The organism is Microvirga brassicacearum, assembly GCF_008757455.1.
Lineage (GTDB): Bacteria > Pseudomonadota > Alphaproteobacteria > Rhizobiales > Beijerinckiaceae > Microvirga > Microvirga brassicacearum.
Map to the genome: position 1 here is coordinate 402,280 of NZ_VCMV01000003.1, position 17,747 is coordinate 420,026.

At 62.7% G+C, this 17,747-nt stretch carries 17 protein-coding genes; 13 read left to right on the forward strand and 4 right to left on the reverse strand.

Annotation, left to right across the window (positions count from 1 at the left end; genetic code table 11):
* Positions 1–419: 419 nt before the first annotated feature.
* Entirely contained in the window at positions 420–968 is a 549-nt protein-coding gene (locus FEZ63_RS03705) for a hypothetical protein (RefSeq protein ID WP_150942273.1), read from the reverse strand.
* A gap of 504 nt (positions 969–1,472) precedes the next feature.
* On the opposite strand from FEZ63_RS03705, the gene FEZ63_RS03710 reads away from it, so the two are divergent.
* The 3 genes from FEZ63_RS03710 (at position 1,473) to FEZ63_RS03720 (ending at position 5,276) form a co-directional block, all read left to right on the forward strand.
* Positions 1,473–2,075, forward strand: coding sequence for a TetR/AcrR family transcriptional regulator (locus tag FEZ63_RS03710; protein WP_150942274.1), 603 nt, complete (start codon positions 1,473–1,475; stop codon positions 2,073–2,075).
* A gap of 953 nt (positions 2,076–3,028) precedes the next feature.
* Positions 3,029–3,385: a hypothetical protein gene (locus tag FEZ63_RS03715; RefSeq protein WP_150942275.1), complete on the forward strand. Its 357-nt coding sequence runs from the start codon at positions 3,029–3,031 to the stop codon at positions 3,383–3,385.
* 331 nt (positions 3,386–3,716) lie between these two features.
* Positions 3,717–5,276: an ABC transporter substrate-binding protein gene (locus tag FEZ63_RS03720; protein WP_150942276.1), complete on the forward strand. Its 1,560-nt coding sequence runs from the start codon at positions 3,717–3,719 to the stop codon at positions 5,274–5,276.
* Here the strand turns inward: FEZ63_RS03720 and FEZ63_RS03725 are convergent.
* The gene (locus tag FEZ63_RS03725; RefSeq protein WP_150942277.1) at positions 5,263–6,180 is read right to left on the reverse strand and encodes a LysR substrate-binding domain-containing protein; all 918 of its coding nucleotides are present in this window, start codon (positions 6,178–6,180) and stop codon (positions 5,263–5,265) included. The two genes, FEZ63_RS03720 and FEZ63_RS03725, sit on opposite strands and share 14 nt — an antisense overlap.
* 92 nt (positions 6,181–6,272) lie before the next feature.
* On the opposite strand from FEZ63_RS03725, the gene FEZ63_RS03730 reads away from it, so the two are divergent.
* The 9 genes from FEZ63_RS03730 (at position 6,273) to FEZ63_RS03770 (ending at position 15,173) form a co-directional block, all read left to right on the forward strand.
* Positions 6,273–7,394: an NAD(P)/FAD-dependent oxidoreductase gene (locus FEZ63_RS03730; RefSeq protein ID WP_150942278.1), complete on the forward strand. Its 1,122-nt coding sequence runs from the start codon at positions 6,273–6,275 to the stop codon at positions 7,392–7,394.
* Positions 7,375–7,668 (forward strand): (2Fe-2S)-binding protein, encoded by a 294-nt coding sequence (locus FEZ63_RS03735; protein ID WP_150942279.1) that lies wholly within the window; start codon positions 7,375–7,377, stop codon positions 7,666–7,668. Before FEZ63_RS03730 ends, FEZ63_RS03735 begins: the two co-directional genes overlap by 20 nt.
* On the forward strand, positions 7,665–9,062 hold the full coding sequence (locus FEZ63_RS03740; RefSeq protein ID WP_150942280.1) for an FAD-dependent oxidoreductase: 1,398 nt from the start codon (positions 7,665–7,667) through the stop codon (positions 9,060–9,062). Before FEZ63_RS03735 ends, FEZ63_RS03740 begins: the two co-directional genes overlap by 4 nt.
* Positions 9,059–10,189 (forward strand): NAD(P)/FAD-dependent oxidoreductase, encoded by a 1,131-nt coding sequence (locus FEZ63_RS03745; RefSeq protein WP_150942281.1) that lies wholly within the window; start codon positions 9,059–9,061, stop codon positions 10,187–10,189. Before FEZ63_RS03740 ends, FEZ63_RS03745 begins: the two co-directional genes overlap by 4 nt.
* Complete coding sequence (locus FEZ63_RS03750; RefSeq protein WP_150942282.1) at positions 10,186–11,127, forward strand: ABC transporter permease; 942 nt, start codon at positions 10,186–10,188, stop codon at positions 11,125–11,127. The genes FEZ63_RS03745 and FEZ63_RS03750 overlap by 4 nt, the downstream gene beginning before the upstream one ends.
* Entirely contained in the window at positions 11,127–11,993 is an 867-nt protein-coding gene (locus tag FEZ63_RS03755) for an ABC transporter permease (protein WP_150942283.1), read from the forward strand. Before FEZ63_RS03750 ends, FEZ63_RS03755 begins: the two co-directional genes overlap by 1 nt.
* Before the next feature lie 6 nt (positions 11,994–11,999).
* Positions 12,000–12,995 (forward strand): ABC transporter ATP-binding protein, encoded by a 996-nt coding sequence (locus FEZ63_RS03760; protein ID WP_150942284.1) that lies wholly within the window; start codon positions 12,000–12,002, stop codon positions 12,993–12,995.
* Positions 12,996–13,000: 5 nt separating this feature from the next.
* The gene (locus FEZ63_RS03765) at positions 13,001–14,011 is read left to right on the forward strand and encodes an ABC transporter ATP-binding protein (protein ID WP_150942285.1); all 1,011 of its coding nucleotides are present in this window, start codon (positions 13,001–13,003) and stop codon (positions 14,009–14,011) included.
* A gap of 70 nt (positions 14,012–14,081) precedes the next feature.
* Entirely contained in the window at positions 14,082–15,173 is a 1,092-nt protein-coding gene (locus FEZ63_RS03770; protein WP_150942286.1) for an NAD/NADP octopine/nopaline dehydrogenase family protein, read from the forward strand.
* Positions 15,174–15,484: 311 nt separating this feature from the next.
* Here the strand turns inward: FEZ63_RS03770 and FEZ63_RS24785 are convergent, their stop codons facing one another.
* Complete coding sequence (locus FEZ63_RS24785) at positions 15,485–15,658, reverse strand: hypothetical protein (protein ID WP_153245850.1); 174 nt, start codon at positions 15,656–15,658, stop codon at positions 15,485–15,487.
* 389 nt (positions 15,659–16,047) lie between these two features.
* Here FEZ63_RS24785 and FEZ63_RS03775 point away from each other — a divergent pair, with 389 nt between their 5' ends.
* Complete coding sequence (locus tag FEZ63_RS03775; RefSeq protein ID WP_150942287.1) at positions 16,048–16,806, forward strand: SDR family NAD(P)-dependent oxidoreductase; 759 nt, start codon at positions 16,048–16,050, stop codon at positions 16,804–16,806.
* Positions 16,807–16,849: 43 nt separating this feature from the next.
* Here FEZ63_RS03775 and FEZ63_RS03780 read toward each other — a convergent pair whose 3' ends face one another.
* The gene (locus FEZ63_RS03780; RefSeq protein ID WP_201274076.1) at positions 16,850–17,614 is read right to left on the reverse strand and encodes an SDR family NAD(P)-dependent oxidoreductase; all 765 of its coding nucleotides are present in this window, start codon (positions 17,612–17,614) and stop codon (positions 16,850–16,852) included.
* Positions 17,615–17,747 lie beyond the last annotated feature (133 nt).

The window sequence follows — 17,747 nt, forward strand, 5'->3', positions numbered from 1 at the left end:
TGCTTCGCCCGGCGTCAGCGTAATGCCGGCATCATCGAGCGGACGGCTGGGGCCGCATAGTTCTTCCGAGTACTCGCGTCAGCCATCTGCAGGCAGAAAAGAGCGGTTGGACTGGCCTTTTACTCAGTCTTCGTCTTTGTCGCCGCATTTCTACCGAACACTTCAAATCGCAACCCCATCCGGATCCACAAAGGGGTTTATCGGAATTACGGGCGGAAGTTCGCCGGAAGTTCATTTTCCGGGCGGCAGTCCCTCGTACCCTTCAATGACAACAACGTTCAGGTCAGCCTTGCCTAGCGACGGCGCACTTACCGAACCCAGCTGCCAAGTGCCACCTGCTCGGGCCGTCAGCATGAGCCCAGATCATCGTGGTCGTGATCGGGCGCAGCCGGTGGGAACCAACTACGCCCCTGGACCGCTCATTGAACAGGGATTGTTGCTGCGCTCGCTGGGACAACGTTCGCTGGCGACTTTACCGCATCGGCTTGGAGGGTGGGCGCAGGGTTTACCGCGACGGCGATATCGCGCAGCACCTGATGGTCATGGATCAACCACTTACCGACATCATGGTCATACGCGAAAGCCACGCTGATCTGGGACGGCTGGCTCAACGTTTTGCCCGAGCGCCTGGTCACAACGAACTCCATGCCACCGGCACAAGTGGCGGTCACATCATCATACGCGTAGCACTTGATCTCACCGAGCTTCACTACGCGCGACGTGCTGTGCCCATTCTCGAAGTAGTAATGCTCGCTGATTGCCTCCGGTCCGATCATATCGGCCGTGTCCACACCACGCAGGCGGGCATAGCGATCGTACAACTGCGATATCTTGTTGTGATCACCCTCTGTATAGGCTTGTACCCAAGCCGAGATGATGTCTCGGACCTCCTCATCCGGGGTTGCTAACGCTGGGGAGACCGTGATGCATAGCATCGACGCAACAAGAATTCTCGATACGGTTCTCATGGAGACCTCCTGAATCGGTTCACGAACTCTGGATTTTGGTTCTTCAGCCCTCCCGTAGGAGGAGGGATAGGGATCAGTGATCTGTCGGAGGGCGGGTGTTACTGAGCCGCTGCCGTTTGCAGGTAACCCAGTGTGTCCTTCTCGGCCTCACCCGTATTCGCGCCGACCTGCAGGCGCTCTTTGTGTGCAGAACTGGTGAGGGAACTGGTTCGCTTGACATCAGCGGGCCCGCACAGGAGGCCAAAGGTGTCCTTCTCGGGATCCCTACTCACGTCTCCTACCTGAACGACCTGAGTAGAGCCGCATGCGGCCAGAGCCGGTCCGGCAGTTGTGAGAACAAGAGCGGTGGCTGCAAGGATGATGGTGGGTGTGCGCATAGCTTCGCCTTCCACGGAACCGGGTTCCGCAATCATGAGATTGTTGACGGGCTAGTGTTGTCGGATTATATATTTTTGTGAGATATAAATTTCACGAAACTACAATTCTGTCAAATGTAGAGGTCTGATGGCGAGAGACTACCGGATGCAGAAGCGGGCGGAGGCCCGCGACCAGGTACGCGAACGGATCGTGGAGGCGGCGATGCGGCTCCACGATGAGAAGGGGGTGGTTCCCACAACCTTCGCGGAGGTCGCGGAACGCGCTGGTGTGGGGCCGGCCACTGTCTCCCGGCATTTCCCCACCCTCGGTGACCTTGTGCGGGCCTGCGGCGCGCATGTGTGGCAAGAGATGCGCCCCCCGACTCCCGACACCGTGGCTTCGGTGTTCGCCGAAGCCAAGACTGGCCGCGATCGCCTCGCGCGGTTGGTCGAGGAGCTGGATGCCTTCTACGCCCGGGGCGCGCACCGCCTCGCCCTCGCGGCGCGGGATCGCGAACTCGTGCCCGAGCTCGATGGTTTTCTTACCGCTGTGGAGGCCGGCGTTGAGGCGCTGGTCAGGGAGGCGCTGGCGCATACCGGGGATCGCGCCCATGTCATCCAAGTCGTCGTCGCGTTCTGCAGCTTTCAGTTCTGGACGCAGTTCACACGAGTTGATCTCGCTCCTGCGGAATTGACGCAATTGAAAGTCAAGATCCTGGAATACGCACTCAAGGCTGCGCGGCAGGTCTAGTCCGCGAGGGGTCTGCTCGCAATTTCATAATGCCTGCAGGCTCGGACGGTCTCAAAATGGCACCTGCCCGTCGTTTCTCTTAGAGCGGCTACACTGTCAGATCCCGACCTCGCTCCGTGAGATCAGGAGCCTCTGGAGGCGGCCCATCGGCGAGCCGCCTCCACACTCAGATCTCAACTTGCTCGGGCGATCGCAAGTGCATCGTCGACATCGACGCCAGCTCGGGTGCAGTGCTTGCCCGGCGGCACGACGCTCTGAGGCGATGGTCGCGCCGGTGCGATGCCCTCGGACATACTCCATCACCTGATCCACTTCCGGTGATTCCGGAGGCTGTGAGAATGTGGTGTGACGCAGCACATCGAACCTGGTGGATTTCGGTCATGAAACGCGAGACACCCTGAACAGGATCACGGGGGTTTTGAACTTGCTTGCGATATTAGCAAATGTCACAAGCTAAGAATCCTAGCACCGGAGCTCTCCGGCACACCGCAATGGGGCAAGGCGTGAGTGCAAGCATGTCTGGGAACAGCTTTGGCGAGGTTGCATGCTAACACATCGACCGAATGCTCCGCTGACGGAACAAATGTTTGGCCAATCCGTATCTTCGACCTCTCTTGTCTCTGCAAAAAACAAAGACTGAGCTCCCGGCCTTTGTTCGCGCGCGCTCTGAAAGCGGTAGTGCTTGCTATAGCGGCGCTCCTGTTGACAGAGTTGCCCGTGGAGGCGCGCAATAGCGGCACTACCCATCTTCTTGCGGTTGGTATCTGTCCTCCCTGGAAGGATGATGGACCCGAACCCTGCATCAACAGTGTCGAAGCAGTCAGTCGCGCACTGCAGGAGCGCCTCGACATCGATGACGTAACGTCAGTCGGCTGGTCAATGCGAAGGCAACTGCGAAAGGGTTTGTCGATAGCCTCAGGAATTATAAGCGCCTAGGACCGTCTGACCGGCTGGTGATTTTCCTTAACCTGCATGCAGGGCCCATCTTCCTTAACCTGCATGCAGGGCCCATCAGTTCTCATACCGCAGCCAATCCGAGTGATGTCGTGTTCGTACTATGGACGGACGAAAAGCCTGTAGCGGCGCCATTTGCGGTGGCTAAGGGCGACTGGATGATGGCGACCCGTTTTGCAGACCTCGTCCATGCAATCCCAGCCGGTGAAGTTATCGTCATCCTTGATACCTGCGAGGCCGGTGCAGTTTCGCCGCTGTTCATCGACGAAAATCCTCATGATGACGAACGCCGGCCAGAAAGCGTGATCACCTCGTCCGGCGCAGGGCAGTTTGCCAACTTTGCGGCCGACCATTAAATTCAGCGGCGGAAGGAATTAGCCCGCTTTCTTGTGCCCCCGAAGACGCGACGTTCCCCCACCGAGTGCAGCAGCTGCCGTAAACCGGAATACGAACGGCCGAAGCTTGCCTCGGATCTCCGGCACGGGCCAATCCTTGCATGAATGAAAGATGCGCAACTCAGCAAAGTAGCAGTCGTGGTCCTCCGTACTTCAAATATCCATGAGGGTATCCGCCGGCTGCCAGCCGCTCCCCTCTATAACCTCCACGAATACCCCGCAAAAATTTTCGACTTTGACATAACGCCCCCTGCCTCCCAGCCTCGGGGTCCAGTGGGAGAACCTTTAGAAAATGAACCGGAACATAGTTTCGTCGGCGTCGGTTGTCGTGGCGTTCATGGTGGGCGGTGCGGCTGCGGCCCAGGCTCAGGAGAGCGTGCTTCAGATTAGTTCTGGCGGCACCGACATTGCGACGCTCGATGCACATCGCGCGAGCGCGACCACGGACAAGTCGCTGATCGGCTGGATGTACAACGGCCTCGTCCGCTTTCCTCCGGGAAGCGCCGATCCGAAGGATCTCGAGCCTGATCTCGCGGAGCGCTGGGAAACCTCGGCCGACGGCAAAACCTGGACTTTCTATCTGCGCAAGGGCGTGAAGTTCCACGGCGCGTATGGCGAGCTCACGGCTGACGACGTGGTCTATTCGCTCAAGCGCGCTGGCGACGAGAGCCGTTCCACGTTCGCTGCGAATTTTTCGGGCATTGAGGATGTGGCGAAGGTCGACGATTACACCGTCCGCGTCACCCTGAAATATCCGGATGCGAGCTTCCTTGGCCGCGTGTCCAACTATCACGCCGGCAACATCGTCAGCAAAAAGGCCGCGGAAGACCTCGGCGCGAAATTCGCTGCGAACCCGGTCGGCACCGGCCCGTTCAAGTTCGCCGAGCACGTCACGCAGCAGCATGTGAAGCTCGTCGCCCACAAGGATTATTTCCGCGGCGCGCCGAAGATCGACACCATCATGTACCGCATGATCCCGTCCGATAGCGCCCGCGAACTAGCCTTCGCGTCGGGCGAACTCGACGTAATGTACGGCAAGCGCGAGCAGCGCTGGGTCGATACCGCGCGCAAGCGCGGCAACATGATCATCGACATCTTCCGGCCGGGCGAGTTCCGCACTCTCCATCTCAACCGCTCCATCGCGCCGCTCGACGACATCCGTGTCCGCCAAGCCATCGCCCATGCGGTGAAGGTCGACGACATCGTTCGTTATGTGGGCAAGGATGTCGGGCCGAAAGGCTGCTCCGTCGTGCCCCCGGGCTATCTCGGTGAGGATTGCTCGGCCGGGGCCTACGATTACGATACGGAGAAGGCCAAGAAGCTCCTGGCGGAAGCTGGACACGGGGAAGGGCTCGTGCTGAAAGCCACCGTTTCCAACATTTCGGCTCAGCTGCCGATCATGGAGATCGTGCAATCCCAGCTCGCCAAAGTCGGCATCAAGCTCGACATGAATGTCGTCGACCACCCGACCTATCAGACCCAGAGTCGCAAGAACGCCAGCGCAATCGTATTCTACGGCGCCGCCCGCTTTCCCATCGCGGACGCCTATCTGACAGAGTTCTACCACTCGGACGCGATCGTCGGAAAACCCACCGCGATCACCAATTTCTCCCATTGCGCCGTGGCAGACAAGGAGATCGACGCCGCCCGTCTCGAAGGCAACCCGGAGAAGCAGCTTGCTCTATGGAAAGAGGCGCAGCGCAAGATCCACGAGGACGTCTGCTCCCTTCCTCTGTTCGATCTGCAGCAGGTCTGGGGTCACAGCAACCGCGTGGATTTCGGCTATGAGTTGAAGGGAGCGATGAACCTCGCTCCGCCAATCACCGAAAAGACCACCGTCAAGCCTCGCTAAGCAACTCGCGGGAGATGCGCTCCGCCGTGGAGCGCGTCTCCTGCACGAAGGCCTCGACAAGGCTCGCATTGCGGATGTCGTATGCGCGGCAGAGTTGAAAATCGAACGGCACCAGTGGCTCGAAGCGCCGCACCGCTACGCGCCCCTGCAGGCCGCTGATGAAGAGCGGATGGACCAACGAAACGCCTAGGCCCGCGGCCACGAACTCGCACAGAGTGGGCGAGGTGGTGGCGTCGAGAACGAAGTTCACCCGGACCCGGTAGGATTCGAAAACCGTGGCGATCTGCCGGCCGGTATAACTTTCCGGATCGAACGAGATGAACGGTACCCCGTCCAGATCATTGGGTTCGATCAGGCTGCGTGCAGTCAGGGGATGGTCGAGCGGCATGATGCAGACGAGCGGTTGCTGCATCAGCGACTCGGTCGCGATATAGGGATTGTCGATCCGCGAGCTGATCAGCCCGACATCGAGTTTTCGCGTTACCAGCCAATCCGCAATCCATTGCGAGCTTCGCGATTGGATGGAGCAATAGACATTCGGATGCGTGCGCAGGAAGCCGGTCGTCGCCTGTTGGATGAAGGCGCCCGACAGGGCGGGCATGACACCGACCAACAGCCGCCCCTGTTCCTCCCGGCGAATGGCCGCGACCGCGGTCTCGACCTGACGCACGCCGGCGAAAATGCGGTCGACTTCCTCATAGAGGCGCATGCCGCGCACGGTCGGGGCCAGCCGGCCTTTCAACCGGTCGAACAGCTCGAGACCGGTGTCCTCTTCGAGATGGGCGATCAGCTTGCTCACCGCGGGCTGTGAAATGTTGAGCATTTCCGCCGCTCTGCTGACCGTGCCGTTCTCGACCACGGCCTTGAACGCCTCGATTTGGCGCAGGTTGAGCGGGCGACGCATTCCATAACCTTCCTGAATAGGGTGGCGATAATTACGACTTTGACGAAATGGACTCTGTCTTCGTACCGTCATGTTCTGCAAGAGGAAAATCCATGCAGTCAGATGCAATCGTCATTGGGGCCGGAACGGTCGGCGCCGCAGTCGCCTATGGGCTGGCGCGTCGGGGCTTAAGCGTGCTCGTTCTCGACGGCGACGATGGCGATTATCGCGCGGCGCGCGCGAATTTCGGTCTCGTCTGGCTGCAGGGCAAGGGCATGAACATGCCGGCCTACCAGCAATTGACGCGGCGCAGCGTCGATCTCTGGCCGGAATTCGACGCGGAGCTGTCTGCGCTCACCGGCATCGATCTTCAATATGAGCACGATGGCGGTCTCGCCTTCTGTTTTGGCGAGGACGGCTTCGAGCAGCGTCGCCTGCATCTCCAGCGTCTGCACAATCAGCTCGGCAGCGAGGATCCCGATCACGAGATGCTCGACCGCGGCACGCTCGAAAAACTCGCACCGAAGGTGCGGTTTGGCGCGGATGTCAGCGGTGCGAGTTTCGGGCGGCGCGACGGTCACGCCAATCCTCTCAAGCTCCTCGCGGCTCTGCATGCGGGCATCCTGCGGCACGGGGGCGTGCTGCGTAGCCACAGCGCCGTGGACAAGATCGTGCCCGGCACGCAAGGGTTCACGATCGAGATCCAGGGGGGTGATCGTTTCTCCGCAACGCGCCTGGTCATCGCGGCCGGGCTCGGATCGGCGACGCTGGCGGAGCAGGTCGGCCTCCATGTGCCGCTGCGCCCCCAGCGCGGCCAGGTGCTCGTCACCGAACGCGTCGACCCGCTGCTGCCGCTGCCGGCGAGCGGTCTTCGCCAGACCCGCGAAGGCACGCTGATGATCGGCGCCACGCAGGAAGAAACCGGCTTCAACACCACGACCACGAGCGAGGCCGCCGCGCATTTGGGTCACAAGACCGTACGACTGGTTCCAGCGCTCGCCGAGCTGACCTTGGTGCGCCATTGGGCGGGTTTGCGCGTCATGACGCCCGACAGCTACCCGGTCTATGTGCAGTCGCCGACCTATCCCGGCGCTTTCGTCACCCTGTGCCATTCGGGCGTCACGCTCGCCTCCACCCACGCGACCGTCATCCCCGATGCGATCATCGCCGGCCGCCTGCCCTCCATTCTCGATCCTTTCCACCATAGGCGCTTCGATGTTCCGAAAGCTGCATGAGCCCGAAGGGGCCATAACCGTTTATGTCGACGGCATCGCCGCATCGGCGGAGCCCGGCGAGAGCATCGCCGCCGTGCTGCTGCGCGCGGCGCCGCATTGGTCGCGCACCACGCCCGTCACCCAAAGCAAGCGGGCGCCCTATTGCATGATGGGCGTCTGCTTCGAGTGCCTCGCCATCGTCGATGGCATCGCCTCCGTCCAGACCTGCCTCACTCTGGTGCGCGACGGCATGCGCATCGAGCGCCAACACGGAAAGCGGAGCCTGAGCGCATGACAAGCGTCGATCTTCTCATTGTCGGCGCCGGTCCGGCCGGCATGGCGGCGGCCGTTCAGGCGCGCCGGTTCGGCCTCGATGTGCTCGTCGTCGATGATCAGCCGGCACCCGGCGGCCAGATCTGGCGGTCGGTCGAAACGGTCGCCGCAGCTCCGCGCGGCAAAATTCTCGGCCAGGCCTACCAGGCCGGAAAGCCCCTCGCGGACGCCTTTCGCGCCAGCGGCGTGCGCTATCAGCCCGGCACTCAATTGTGGCAGATCGAACCGGGATTTCGCGCTTTCGTCACCCGCGACCGGCAGGCCTCCACGATCGAGGCCAGAAGCGTGATCCTGGCGACCGGTGCGCAGGAACGGCCCGTTCCTTTCGCGGGCTGGACGCTGCCGGGCGTTCTGACTGTCGGGGCGGCGCAGATTCTGCTCAAGAGTTCAGGCCAGATCCCGGAAAAGCCGGTCTGGATCGCGGGCAGCGGCCCGCTGCCGCTGCTCTATCTGGTCCAGCTCTTGCGCGCCGGCGGCAAGATCGCGGGGTATCTTGACACGACGCCGCCCGGACGTCGCCGCGCGGCGCTGCCTCATCTGGCCAAGGCGCTCGGCGCGGCCGGCGATCTCATCAAGGGCCTGGCCTGGATGGGGATGCTCCGCAAGGCTCGCGTGCCCATCGTCAGGCATGTGGCCGATATCGAGGCGATCGGCTCCGAGCGGATCGAGTCGCTGATGTACCGCACCCGAACCGGACAGGAAAAGACCGTCCCGGCGGACGTGCTTCTCGTTCATGAGGGCGTCATCCCGAGCATTCACGGGGCGCTGGCGCTCGGCTGCGCGGTGGCCTGGCGCGATGATCAGGATTGCTACGCGCCGGTTCTCGATCCGTGGGGCGAAAGCTCGCAAGCGGGGATTTTTGTGGCGGGCGACGGCGCCGGCATCGCGGGCGCTCAGGCCGCAAGCCTGCGCGGCGAGCTCGCTGCGCTTCGCGTCGCCGTGACGCTTGGGCGCGCGAGCGAGCAGGCGGCGGCGGAGGCGGCAAAGCCGATCCGCCGGAAACTGGATCGCCAACTTGCCTTGCGCCCGTTTCTCGATGCCCTGTTCAAGCCCCGTCCGGAAATCTTCGCCCCCAGCGACGCAACTATCGTGTGCCGTTGCGAGGAGGTCACCGCTGGCGATATCCGTGCAATGGCCGATGTCGGCCGTCCCGGGCCGAACCAGGTCAAGGCCTTCACCCGCGCCGGCATGGGCCCCTGTCAGGGGCGTCAATGCGGCTACACGGTGACGCAAATTCTCGCGGCCGCGGAAGGCCGGACGGCGCAGGAGGTCGGCTTCTACCGGATCCGCCCGCCGCTCAAGCCCGTCACCCTGGGTGAACTCGCCTCTCTCGATCGGCGGGAGAAAGTTTCGTGAGCCGCTCGGCTTTCGATACCGCGGTGATCGGCGGCGGTCTGCATGGATTGTCGGCAGCGCTGCATCTGGCGCGCGCCGGGCGGCGGGTCGTCCTCGTCGAGCAGAACTGGGTCGGCCGTCATGCCTCCGGCGCGACGGCGGCCGGCGTGCGCACGCTGGGCCGCGATCTGGCGGAAGTGCCGATCTCGCTCGAATCGATGGAGATGTGGCACCGGATCGAGGCGATCGTCGGAGACCATTGCGGGTTCCATTCCTACGGCCAGCTCCGGGTCGCGGAATTCACCGCCCATCTTCCGTCTTTGGAGAAGCGCCTCGAGACCATGCACCAGCAGGGCTATGGACACGAGGAGATCATCGATCGTGCGGAACTCCTGAAGTTGGTTCCGGCGATCGCGCCCCATTGCGTCGGTGCGCTGATCGCGCGGCGGGATGGCGCGGCCGATCCCCATCGCGCCTTGCGCGCGTTTCGACGCAGCTGCGAGGGTGCCGGCGTGGTGATCCATGAGGGCTGCGGCGTTACGGCCATTGATCGGCGGGGATCGGACTGGCACATCCGCGCCGGTGAGCAGGAAATCACAGTGCCGGTGATTGTGAATGCGGCCGGCGCCTGGGCCGCCCGCCTCGCCGCCTTGGTGGGCGACGACATTCCGCTCGGCCTCAAGGCCTCGATGATGATCGTGACTGAGCGCCTGGCGCCCCTTTTGAAGCCCGTCGTCAGCGTGGTCGGCCGGTCTTTGTCCTTCAAGCAATCCGACCAGGGCACGCTCGTGATCGGCGGCGGCCTGCAAGGCAGGGCCGATATCGACGCGCAGAAGAGCGCGGTCGATTTCACCGAACTCGCCAAGGGCGCGCGGGCGGCGACCGATCTCTTTCCGAGCGTCAAGGACGTGCGGATCACGCGCAGCTGGGCCGGCATCGAGGCCAAGACGAAAGACCTTCTTCCCGTGATCGGTCCCTCGCCCAACGCGTCCGGCGTTTTCCACGCCTTCGGGTTCTCGGGACACGGTTTTCAGCTCGTTCCCGTCGTCGGATCGATCATCGCCGATCTCGTCGTCAGCGGCAAAACCCAACGCCACATCAGCCCCTTCTCGGCCGAACGGCTCATGACCACGCGAGCGGCAGCATGATCAGATACGCCATCAAACGTCTCCTTTTGGCGATCCCCACTTTGTTCGTCATGCTCACGGCGATCTTCGTGCTGGTGCGCCTGGTGCCGGGCGATGCCGCCGCCGTCATTCTCGGCGATCAGGCGAGCGAAGCCTCGTTGCGGGCGTTGCGGACGACGCTCGGGCTCGATCAGCCGGTCTACATGCAATATCTGAGCTTCATCGGCGATGTTCTGACCGGCGATCTCGGTCGGTCGCTGAGCAGCGGCCGTTCGGTCGGGCAGGAGGTGCTGCTCGTACTGCCCTACACGATTGAGCTGACGCTGGCGGCGATCGTGATCGGCGTCGCGCTCGGCCTGCCGCTCGGGATCGCGACCGCTGTGCGCCGCAACGGTTGGGTCGATTATGCCGGCCGGCTGATCTCCCTTGTCGGGCTCTCGTTTCCCGCCTTCGTCTCCGGCATTCTTCTCTTGATCGTCTTCGCGATCCAGCTCGGCTGGTTCCCGGTGCTGAATTCCGGCAGTTCGGGCGATCCGATCGAGCGTCTGCGCAATCTCGCCCTGCCGGCCTTCAATCTCGGCATCATTATGATGGCCTATGTGGTGCGCGTGACGCGCTCCTCCATGCTGGGCGTGCTGGGCGAGGACTACATCCGTACGGCGCGGGCCAAAGGCGTCCGCCCGGGCCGGCTCGTCATCCGTCACGCGCTGCGCAACGGGTTGATCCCGATCATCACCGTGGTCGGTCTCTATTTCGGGACGCTGATCGGCAATTCGGTGCTCACCGAAATCATCTTCAACCGTCCGGGCCTCGGCAAGTTGATTCTCGGCGCGCTGAATGCTCGCGACTACACGCTGCTCCAGGGACTGATGATCATCTTCGCAATCTGCGTCATCGCAGTGAACACGTTGACCGATCTGGCCTATGGGCTCGTCGATCCAAGGGTGAAGTACAAGTAATGGGTGCCGCAGTTTCCTCATCTCCCGCACGGCCGGGCGGCCTGTGGTTGGCGTTCTCCAAGAACCGCCTGTCCTGGGTCGGGCTTGCGCTTCTCGCGATCATCATCATCGTGGCGATCTTCGCTCCCTTGATCGCGCCCTACGATCCGCTGGAGCAGAACATCGTCGCACGGCTCGAGCCGCCATCGGCGGAGTTCCTGCTCGGCACCGACAGCTATGGCCGGGATGTCCTCTCCCGCCTGATCTACGGCACGCGGATTTCGCTCACCGTCGGCTTCATCGCGATCCTGATCGCGATGACCATCGGCTCCATGATCGGCATCCTCGCCGGCTATGTGGGCGGCGTCTTCGACCAGATCGTGATGGGCCTGCTCGACGTGATGCTATCCTTTCCGACTCTTCTGTTGGGATTGATGATCGCCGCCATGCTCGGCGCGAGCCTCGAGAACCTGATCATCGCCATCGCAATCACCGAGATCGCCCCCTTCGCCCGCATCGCCCGCGCGCCGACGATTTCCCTGAAGCAGCGCGACTTTGTCGAGGCCGGCCGGGCGCTCGGTTTCGGGCCGGTGCGCATCATGGGCGTTCACATCCTCCCCAACATGATCTCCGACGTGGTGGTCATGAGCTCGCTCTGGATGGCCTCCGCGATACGCACCGAAGCCTCGCTCTCCTTCATCGGTCTCGGCGTGCCGCCGCCGACCCCGACCTGGGGCAGCATGATCCGCGAGGGATTCGAGAACATCCTGGATGCCTGGTGGCTCGCCGTCTTCCCGAGCCTGGCCATCCTCCTCACCGTGCTCGCTCTCAATCTCTTGGGCGATGCCCTGCGCGATGCGATCGATCCCAAGCTACGGGCCGAGTAAGCCGATATGCAGCAAAACCAAGAGACCGCCCTCGATATCCGCGGCCTGCGCACCGAGTTCAAGGTCGGCGGCCGCTGGTATCCGGCCGTTCGCGATCTGTCGCTTGACGTGGCCGAGAACGAGACGCTCGCCATCGTCGGCGAATCCGGCAGCGGCAAGAGCGTCACCGCTCTGTCCATCCTGCGTCTTCTGCCGCAGGCGGGTGCGCGCATCGGCGCAGGCGAAGTTCTGTTCGAGGGGCGGGATCTGACGAAGCTTTCCGAACGCGAGATGAGCAGCGTGCGCGGCAATTCCATCGCGATGATTTTCCAGGAGCCGATGACCTCGCTCAATCCGACGATGACCGTCGGCGAACAGATCGCGGAAGCCATCACGATCCATCGCGGAGCCTCGCAGGCAGATGCGATGGCCGAGGCGCTTCGCCTTCTCAAGGAGGTCAAAATCCCCTCCGCCGATAGCCGCCTGCACGATTATCCGCACCAGTTCTCCGGCGGCATGCGCCAGCGCGTGATGATCGCCATGGCGCTCGCCTGCCGTCCGAAAGTTCTGCTGGCCGATGAGCCGACGACCGCCCTTGACGTGACCATTCAGGCCCAGGTGCTGATGCAGCTCGACGAGCTGAAGGAGGCCTATGGCATGTCGGTCGTGTTCATCACGCATAATCTTGGCGTCGTGGCCCAGATCGCCGACCGGGTGGCGGTAATGTATGCGGGCGAAGTCGTCGAACTCGCCACCGTCGATGCGCTGTTCGCCAATCCGGCCCATCCCTATACCGTCGCCCTTCTGCGCACCATGCCGCGCGCCGACCGGGCGACGGAGAGCCTGGAGCCGATCCCGGGCAGCGTGCCGCCGGTGACCGCCATGCCGGAGGGTTGCGCCTACGCTTCCCGTTGCCCGCTCAAGCAGCCGAGCTGCGAGGATAAGCGGCCGGAGCTTCTGCCCTTCGACGGTCCCGGACATCAGGTGCGTTGTCCCGTCCGCCTCGAACAGACGAGAGGGTGATTCCCATGACAGCTGGAAACGGGGCCCTCGAGGTCCGCAACCTCGCGAAGCATTTCACCATCGGCGGCGGATTGTTCGGTCCCGAGAAGAAGCTCGTCCGCGCCGTCAATGACGTGTCGTTCACGGTGCCCAAGGGGACGTCGCTCGGTCTTGTGGGCGAATCCGGATGTGGCAAATCGACGGTGGCGCGCTCACTGCTGCGCCTGATCGAGCCCGATGCCGGATCGGTCGTCTTCGACGGCATCGACGTGCGGGCGGCCAAGGGCGCTGCGTTGCGCCAGCTGCGGCGCCGGATGCAGATCGTCTTCCAGGATCCGTATTCGTCTCTCAATCCGCGCCGCACCATCCAGCAGGCGCTGGAGGAACCCTTGCGCGTGCACCGGCTCGGCACGGCCAGGGAGATCGCCGAGAAGATCGAAACCGCGATCACGGAGGTCGGGCTGCCGAAGCAGGCGCTCGATCGCTACCCGCACGAATTCTCCGGCGGCCAGCGCCAGCGCATCGGGATCGCCCGCGCCCTCGTGCTCGATCCGGAGCTGATCGTCGCCGACGAGCCCGTCTCGGCGCTCGACGTTTCCGTTCAGGCGCAGATCTTGCGGGTGCTCGAACGCCTTCGCGACAAGCGCGGCCTCTCCTTCCTGTTCGTGTCGCACGATCTCGGCGTGGTTCGGCATTTCTGCGAGCGGGTCTGCGTGATGTATCTCGGACGCATCGTCGAGCAGGGCGTGACGGCCGAGGTGTTCGACCGGCCGCTCCATCCCTATACCAAGCTACTGCGGGACAGTTCTCCGGTGCCGGACCCGACCGCGCGGCTGACCCTGACCAAGATCATGGGAGAGGTTCCGTCCGCCGCCAATCCGCCGCCGGGCTGCACCTTCCACCCCCGCTGCGTCCGGGCGGCCGGCCCTTGCATGACGGATATTCCGGCGTTGAACGAACATGACCGCGGCCGCCAGGCGGCCTGTTATCACCCCGAGACCTGGCCCGGCCTGCAGGCTGTTGCGGCCGCCGGCTGACCACTTCCTAATCCAAGCCAACCGGCGGGCCAAACCCAGCTCGCCGTCATAATCTTCACGGAGAAAAACGATGCGTGTCGCCATCGCCGGCGCCGGAGGAATCGCCTTCGCCGCCGCCGCCTTTCTGATTGAGAACGGCCATGATCCGATTCTCTGGTCGCCTTCGGGGAAGCGCACGACCGAACTTGCCGCCGGGCAGCCGCTGACAGCGACGGGCGCCGTCTCCGGCACCTATCATCCGCGCGTGGCGTCCTCCGCGGCTGAACTCGTGCAGGGTTCCGACGTCATCCTGATCGCCCTTCCCGCCTATGGTCACCGGGCGGTGATGGATGCGGTCGCGCCGCACGTGACTGACGGTCAGGTCGTCATCATCAGCTCTCACGCCTCCTTCTGCGCGCTCTATCTTTCGAAGAAATTTGCGGAGAGGGGCGTCAAGGCTCCCATCGTCGCCTGGGGAACGACAGTTACCACAGGGCGTCAGAAGAGCTTGACCGAAGTTCATATCTCCACCGTGCGGGGTAAAATTGATATGGCGACCGTGCCACTCGCGGCAAGCGAGCAGGGACTCGCAATGTGCCAGGCGCTGTTCGGCGACCGTTTTGTTCAGAAGGACGATCTGCTCGCCATCGCGCTCAGCAACCTCAATCCGCAGAACCATATGGGCATTGCCTTGTGCAACCTGACCCGCATGGAGCGCGGCGAGGCCTGGGGGCAGCACCAGAACGTCACGGATGCGGTCGGCCGTCTGTTCGAGGCCCTCGACGCCGAGCGCCTGCGCATCGCCGAGACCTTCGATTTGTCGGTGCGCACCGTGCGCGAGCATTATCACTTCTCCTACGGCGTCCCGATGGGGCCTGTCGGTGAAATGGCGCTGAAATTGCATGAGCGCGGCGGCGGACCCATGGGGCCGACCACCCTCGATACCCGCTACGTAACGGAAGACGCGCCGTTCGGCCTCCTGCCGACGGTGCTGCTTGGAAAATTGACCGATGCTCCCGCCAGGCTCCACGAAGCGGGGCTCGACATCTTCTCGGCGCTCTATGGCCGTGATTTCCGGCAGGAGAACGATCTCCTGCCGGAGCTCGGACTCGAAGCCCTGTCGAAGTCGGACATGCAGCGTCTTGCCCGGGAAGGCTGGAGCAGCCGGAGCGACTTGCGCTGAGCGGCGAAGGCGGGTCTCAACCGCCCGAAAACGAAAGATCAGCGGCATTCATTTCGGAACCGAACGCGCTCATCGGCCTCGCCCCGGGGTCTAATATGACAATACGTCGGTCCTTTCCGAAAATTGTTATGCTAAACCAACTGAAAGACCAGGAGACCTGACAATCACCATCGCCTGCGTCCGGAGAGCACGTTTGCAAGTCCCGGTGGTTTCAGGTCCCCGCAACCAGCTTTAATTGTCGTGCATCAAAAGCCGGATCCGAAAGGGTCCGGCTTTTTGCGTTCGCGCCGGCCCACCGGCGTCGGTCCTGATCAAACAGTTGCGAGCGTCGGGGGTTTCTTGCTGCTGTCGGCGTTCCGGAGATCCAGCCGAACACAGCACAAGATGCGGACGAGGTCCCCGCTCAAGACGGCATCCAGTCCACCGCCAGCACCGACCCGCGGCGTCAGGGTGATGTCGGCGATCAGCGAGCGGATCAGCTCCATGGCTTGCTCTCGTGATCATCCTCGAGCAGGAGCTCAAGTTCCGCAACCTTGCGCCGATAGACGGCGGCCAGGTTCGGATGGACACCTTGGGGCGCAAAGCTGAAGGTCCGGTGTTTTTCATACAGGAAACAACTTCCGCTTCTGGCACAGCTGGGACGTGGCGCCTTGGTCAGCTTGCGAGCTCAAAGCGGAAGTTCACTTAGAGCAGGGGACTTCCTAGCACCCATTTGACGGTCGGGCTGAAAACAAGCTCACGACCTTAAGGCGACCATCGATCCATCTCACAGCTTCCTGTCAAAGCGTTTGCGTTTGCCTTTGCGCTTGCGCGCGGAGGGGGCTCGGTCAGAATAACGAGGCTTGAGGAAACGTTGAGGCGAAGGAGGGATCAGATGGCTGCGACCTATAGCGACTTGGATGGCAAAGTGGTGCTCATCACGGGTGGCGGCTCGGGCATAGGCGAGGCCATCGTCCGCCGCTTCGCCGAGCAGAAATGCAAAGTGGCCTTCATCGACATTGCACGGGACGCATCGGAGAGGCTGACGCGCGAACTGATGGCCCGGGGCCTCAGCGTGCGTTTCGAACATGCCGACCTCACCGACATCACGGCTCTGCGTGCCGCCATTGGCCGGATCCGGGAAACGCTCGGGCCGATCCAGATCCTCGTCAACAACGCCGCCCACGACGAGCGCCACCCGACGCCGGACGTCACTTCCGAGTATTGGGACGATCGTATCGCCGTGAACCTGAAGCATCAGTTCTTCGCCGCGCAGGCTGTCCTGCCCGATATGCAGCGAGCAAATGAGGGGATCATCGTCAATTTCGGATCGTTCTCTTGGATGATCGGGCAGGGAGGCATGGCGGCTTACACGGCTGCCAAATCCGCCGTGCTTGGGCTCACGCGCTCGCTGGCGCGGGATTACGGTCCCTATAATATCCGCGTGAACGCCATTGCGCCGGGTTGGATCATGACGCAGCGCCAGATCGAAAAGTGGCTCACCCCCGAGGGCGAGCAAGAGCTGATGCAGCGCCAGTGCCTCAAACGGAAACTGATGCCGGACGAGATCGCAAAGTTCACGGTCTTCCTGGCGTCCGAGGAGGCCTCAGCCTGCACCAATCAGCAATATGTGGTGGATGGCGGCTGGGTCTGACCCGCACTCATGAAGGCCGATCCCGGGGACCATGCACTCCGGCTCACATGGATGCCAGCAATCCGCCATCCACATAGATTATCTGTCCGTTCACGAAGTCGGAAGCCGCCGAGCTTAAGAATATGGCGGCACCCACGAGCTCGTCGGGTTCGCCCCACCGGCCGGCGGGTGTCCGCGATCGGACCCAGCTGTCGAAGGCGGGGTCCTCCTTCAGGGTCGTATTCAACGGCGTCGCAAAATAACCGGGACCGATCCCGTTTGCCTGAATATTCGAGCCTGCCCATTCGACGCACATGGCTCTGGTCAGCTGCCTGACCGCGCCTTTGGCGGCGACGTAAGGTGCGATGGTCTTCCGGGCAACTTCACTCGCAAGGGAGCAGATGTTGACGATCTTGCCACGGCGGCGTGCCACCATGCCCTTCGCGACTGCCTGCCCGACAAGGAAGACGCCGGTCAGGTTCGTCCGGATGACCTCGTCCCACATGGCCGGATCCATCTCAAGAAGAGGGGCACGGCGCTGGATTCCCGCATTGTTGATGAGGATATCGATCGGGCCGATCTCGCGCTCGATGCGTGCGATCTCGGGGGCGATCTCGTCTGCAAGAGTGCAGTCGAAGCGGGAGCCGTGAACTTGAAGGCCCTGGCAGCGTAGCATCTCGACAGTGCGGTCGATTCTATCCGGATTGCGACCGTTCACCACCACCACGGCGCCTGCCCCCGCAAGGCCTTGAGCAAGCGCCAAGCCGATGCCGGATGTGGCACCTGTTACGAGAGCAGTTCGGCCGGTCAGATCGAAAAGACGAGTCACCATCCAAGACTTTTAAAAAGCAGTAAACTGGGGCCGGAATATTGATTCTAATGCATAATCCCCAAGAGGAAAGGGCTTTACCGCGGCCATTAGAGTTGTAATCTCTCCTCACGAAATGTTCCCAAGACAGGAG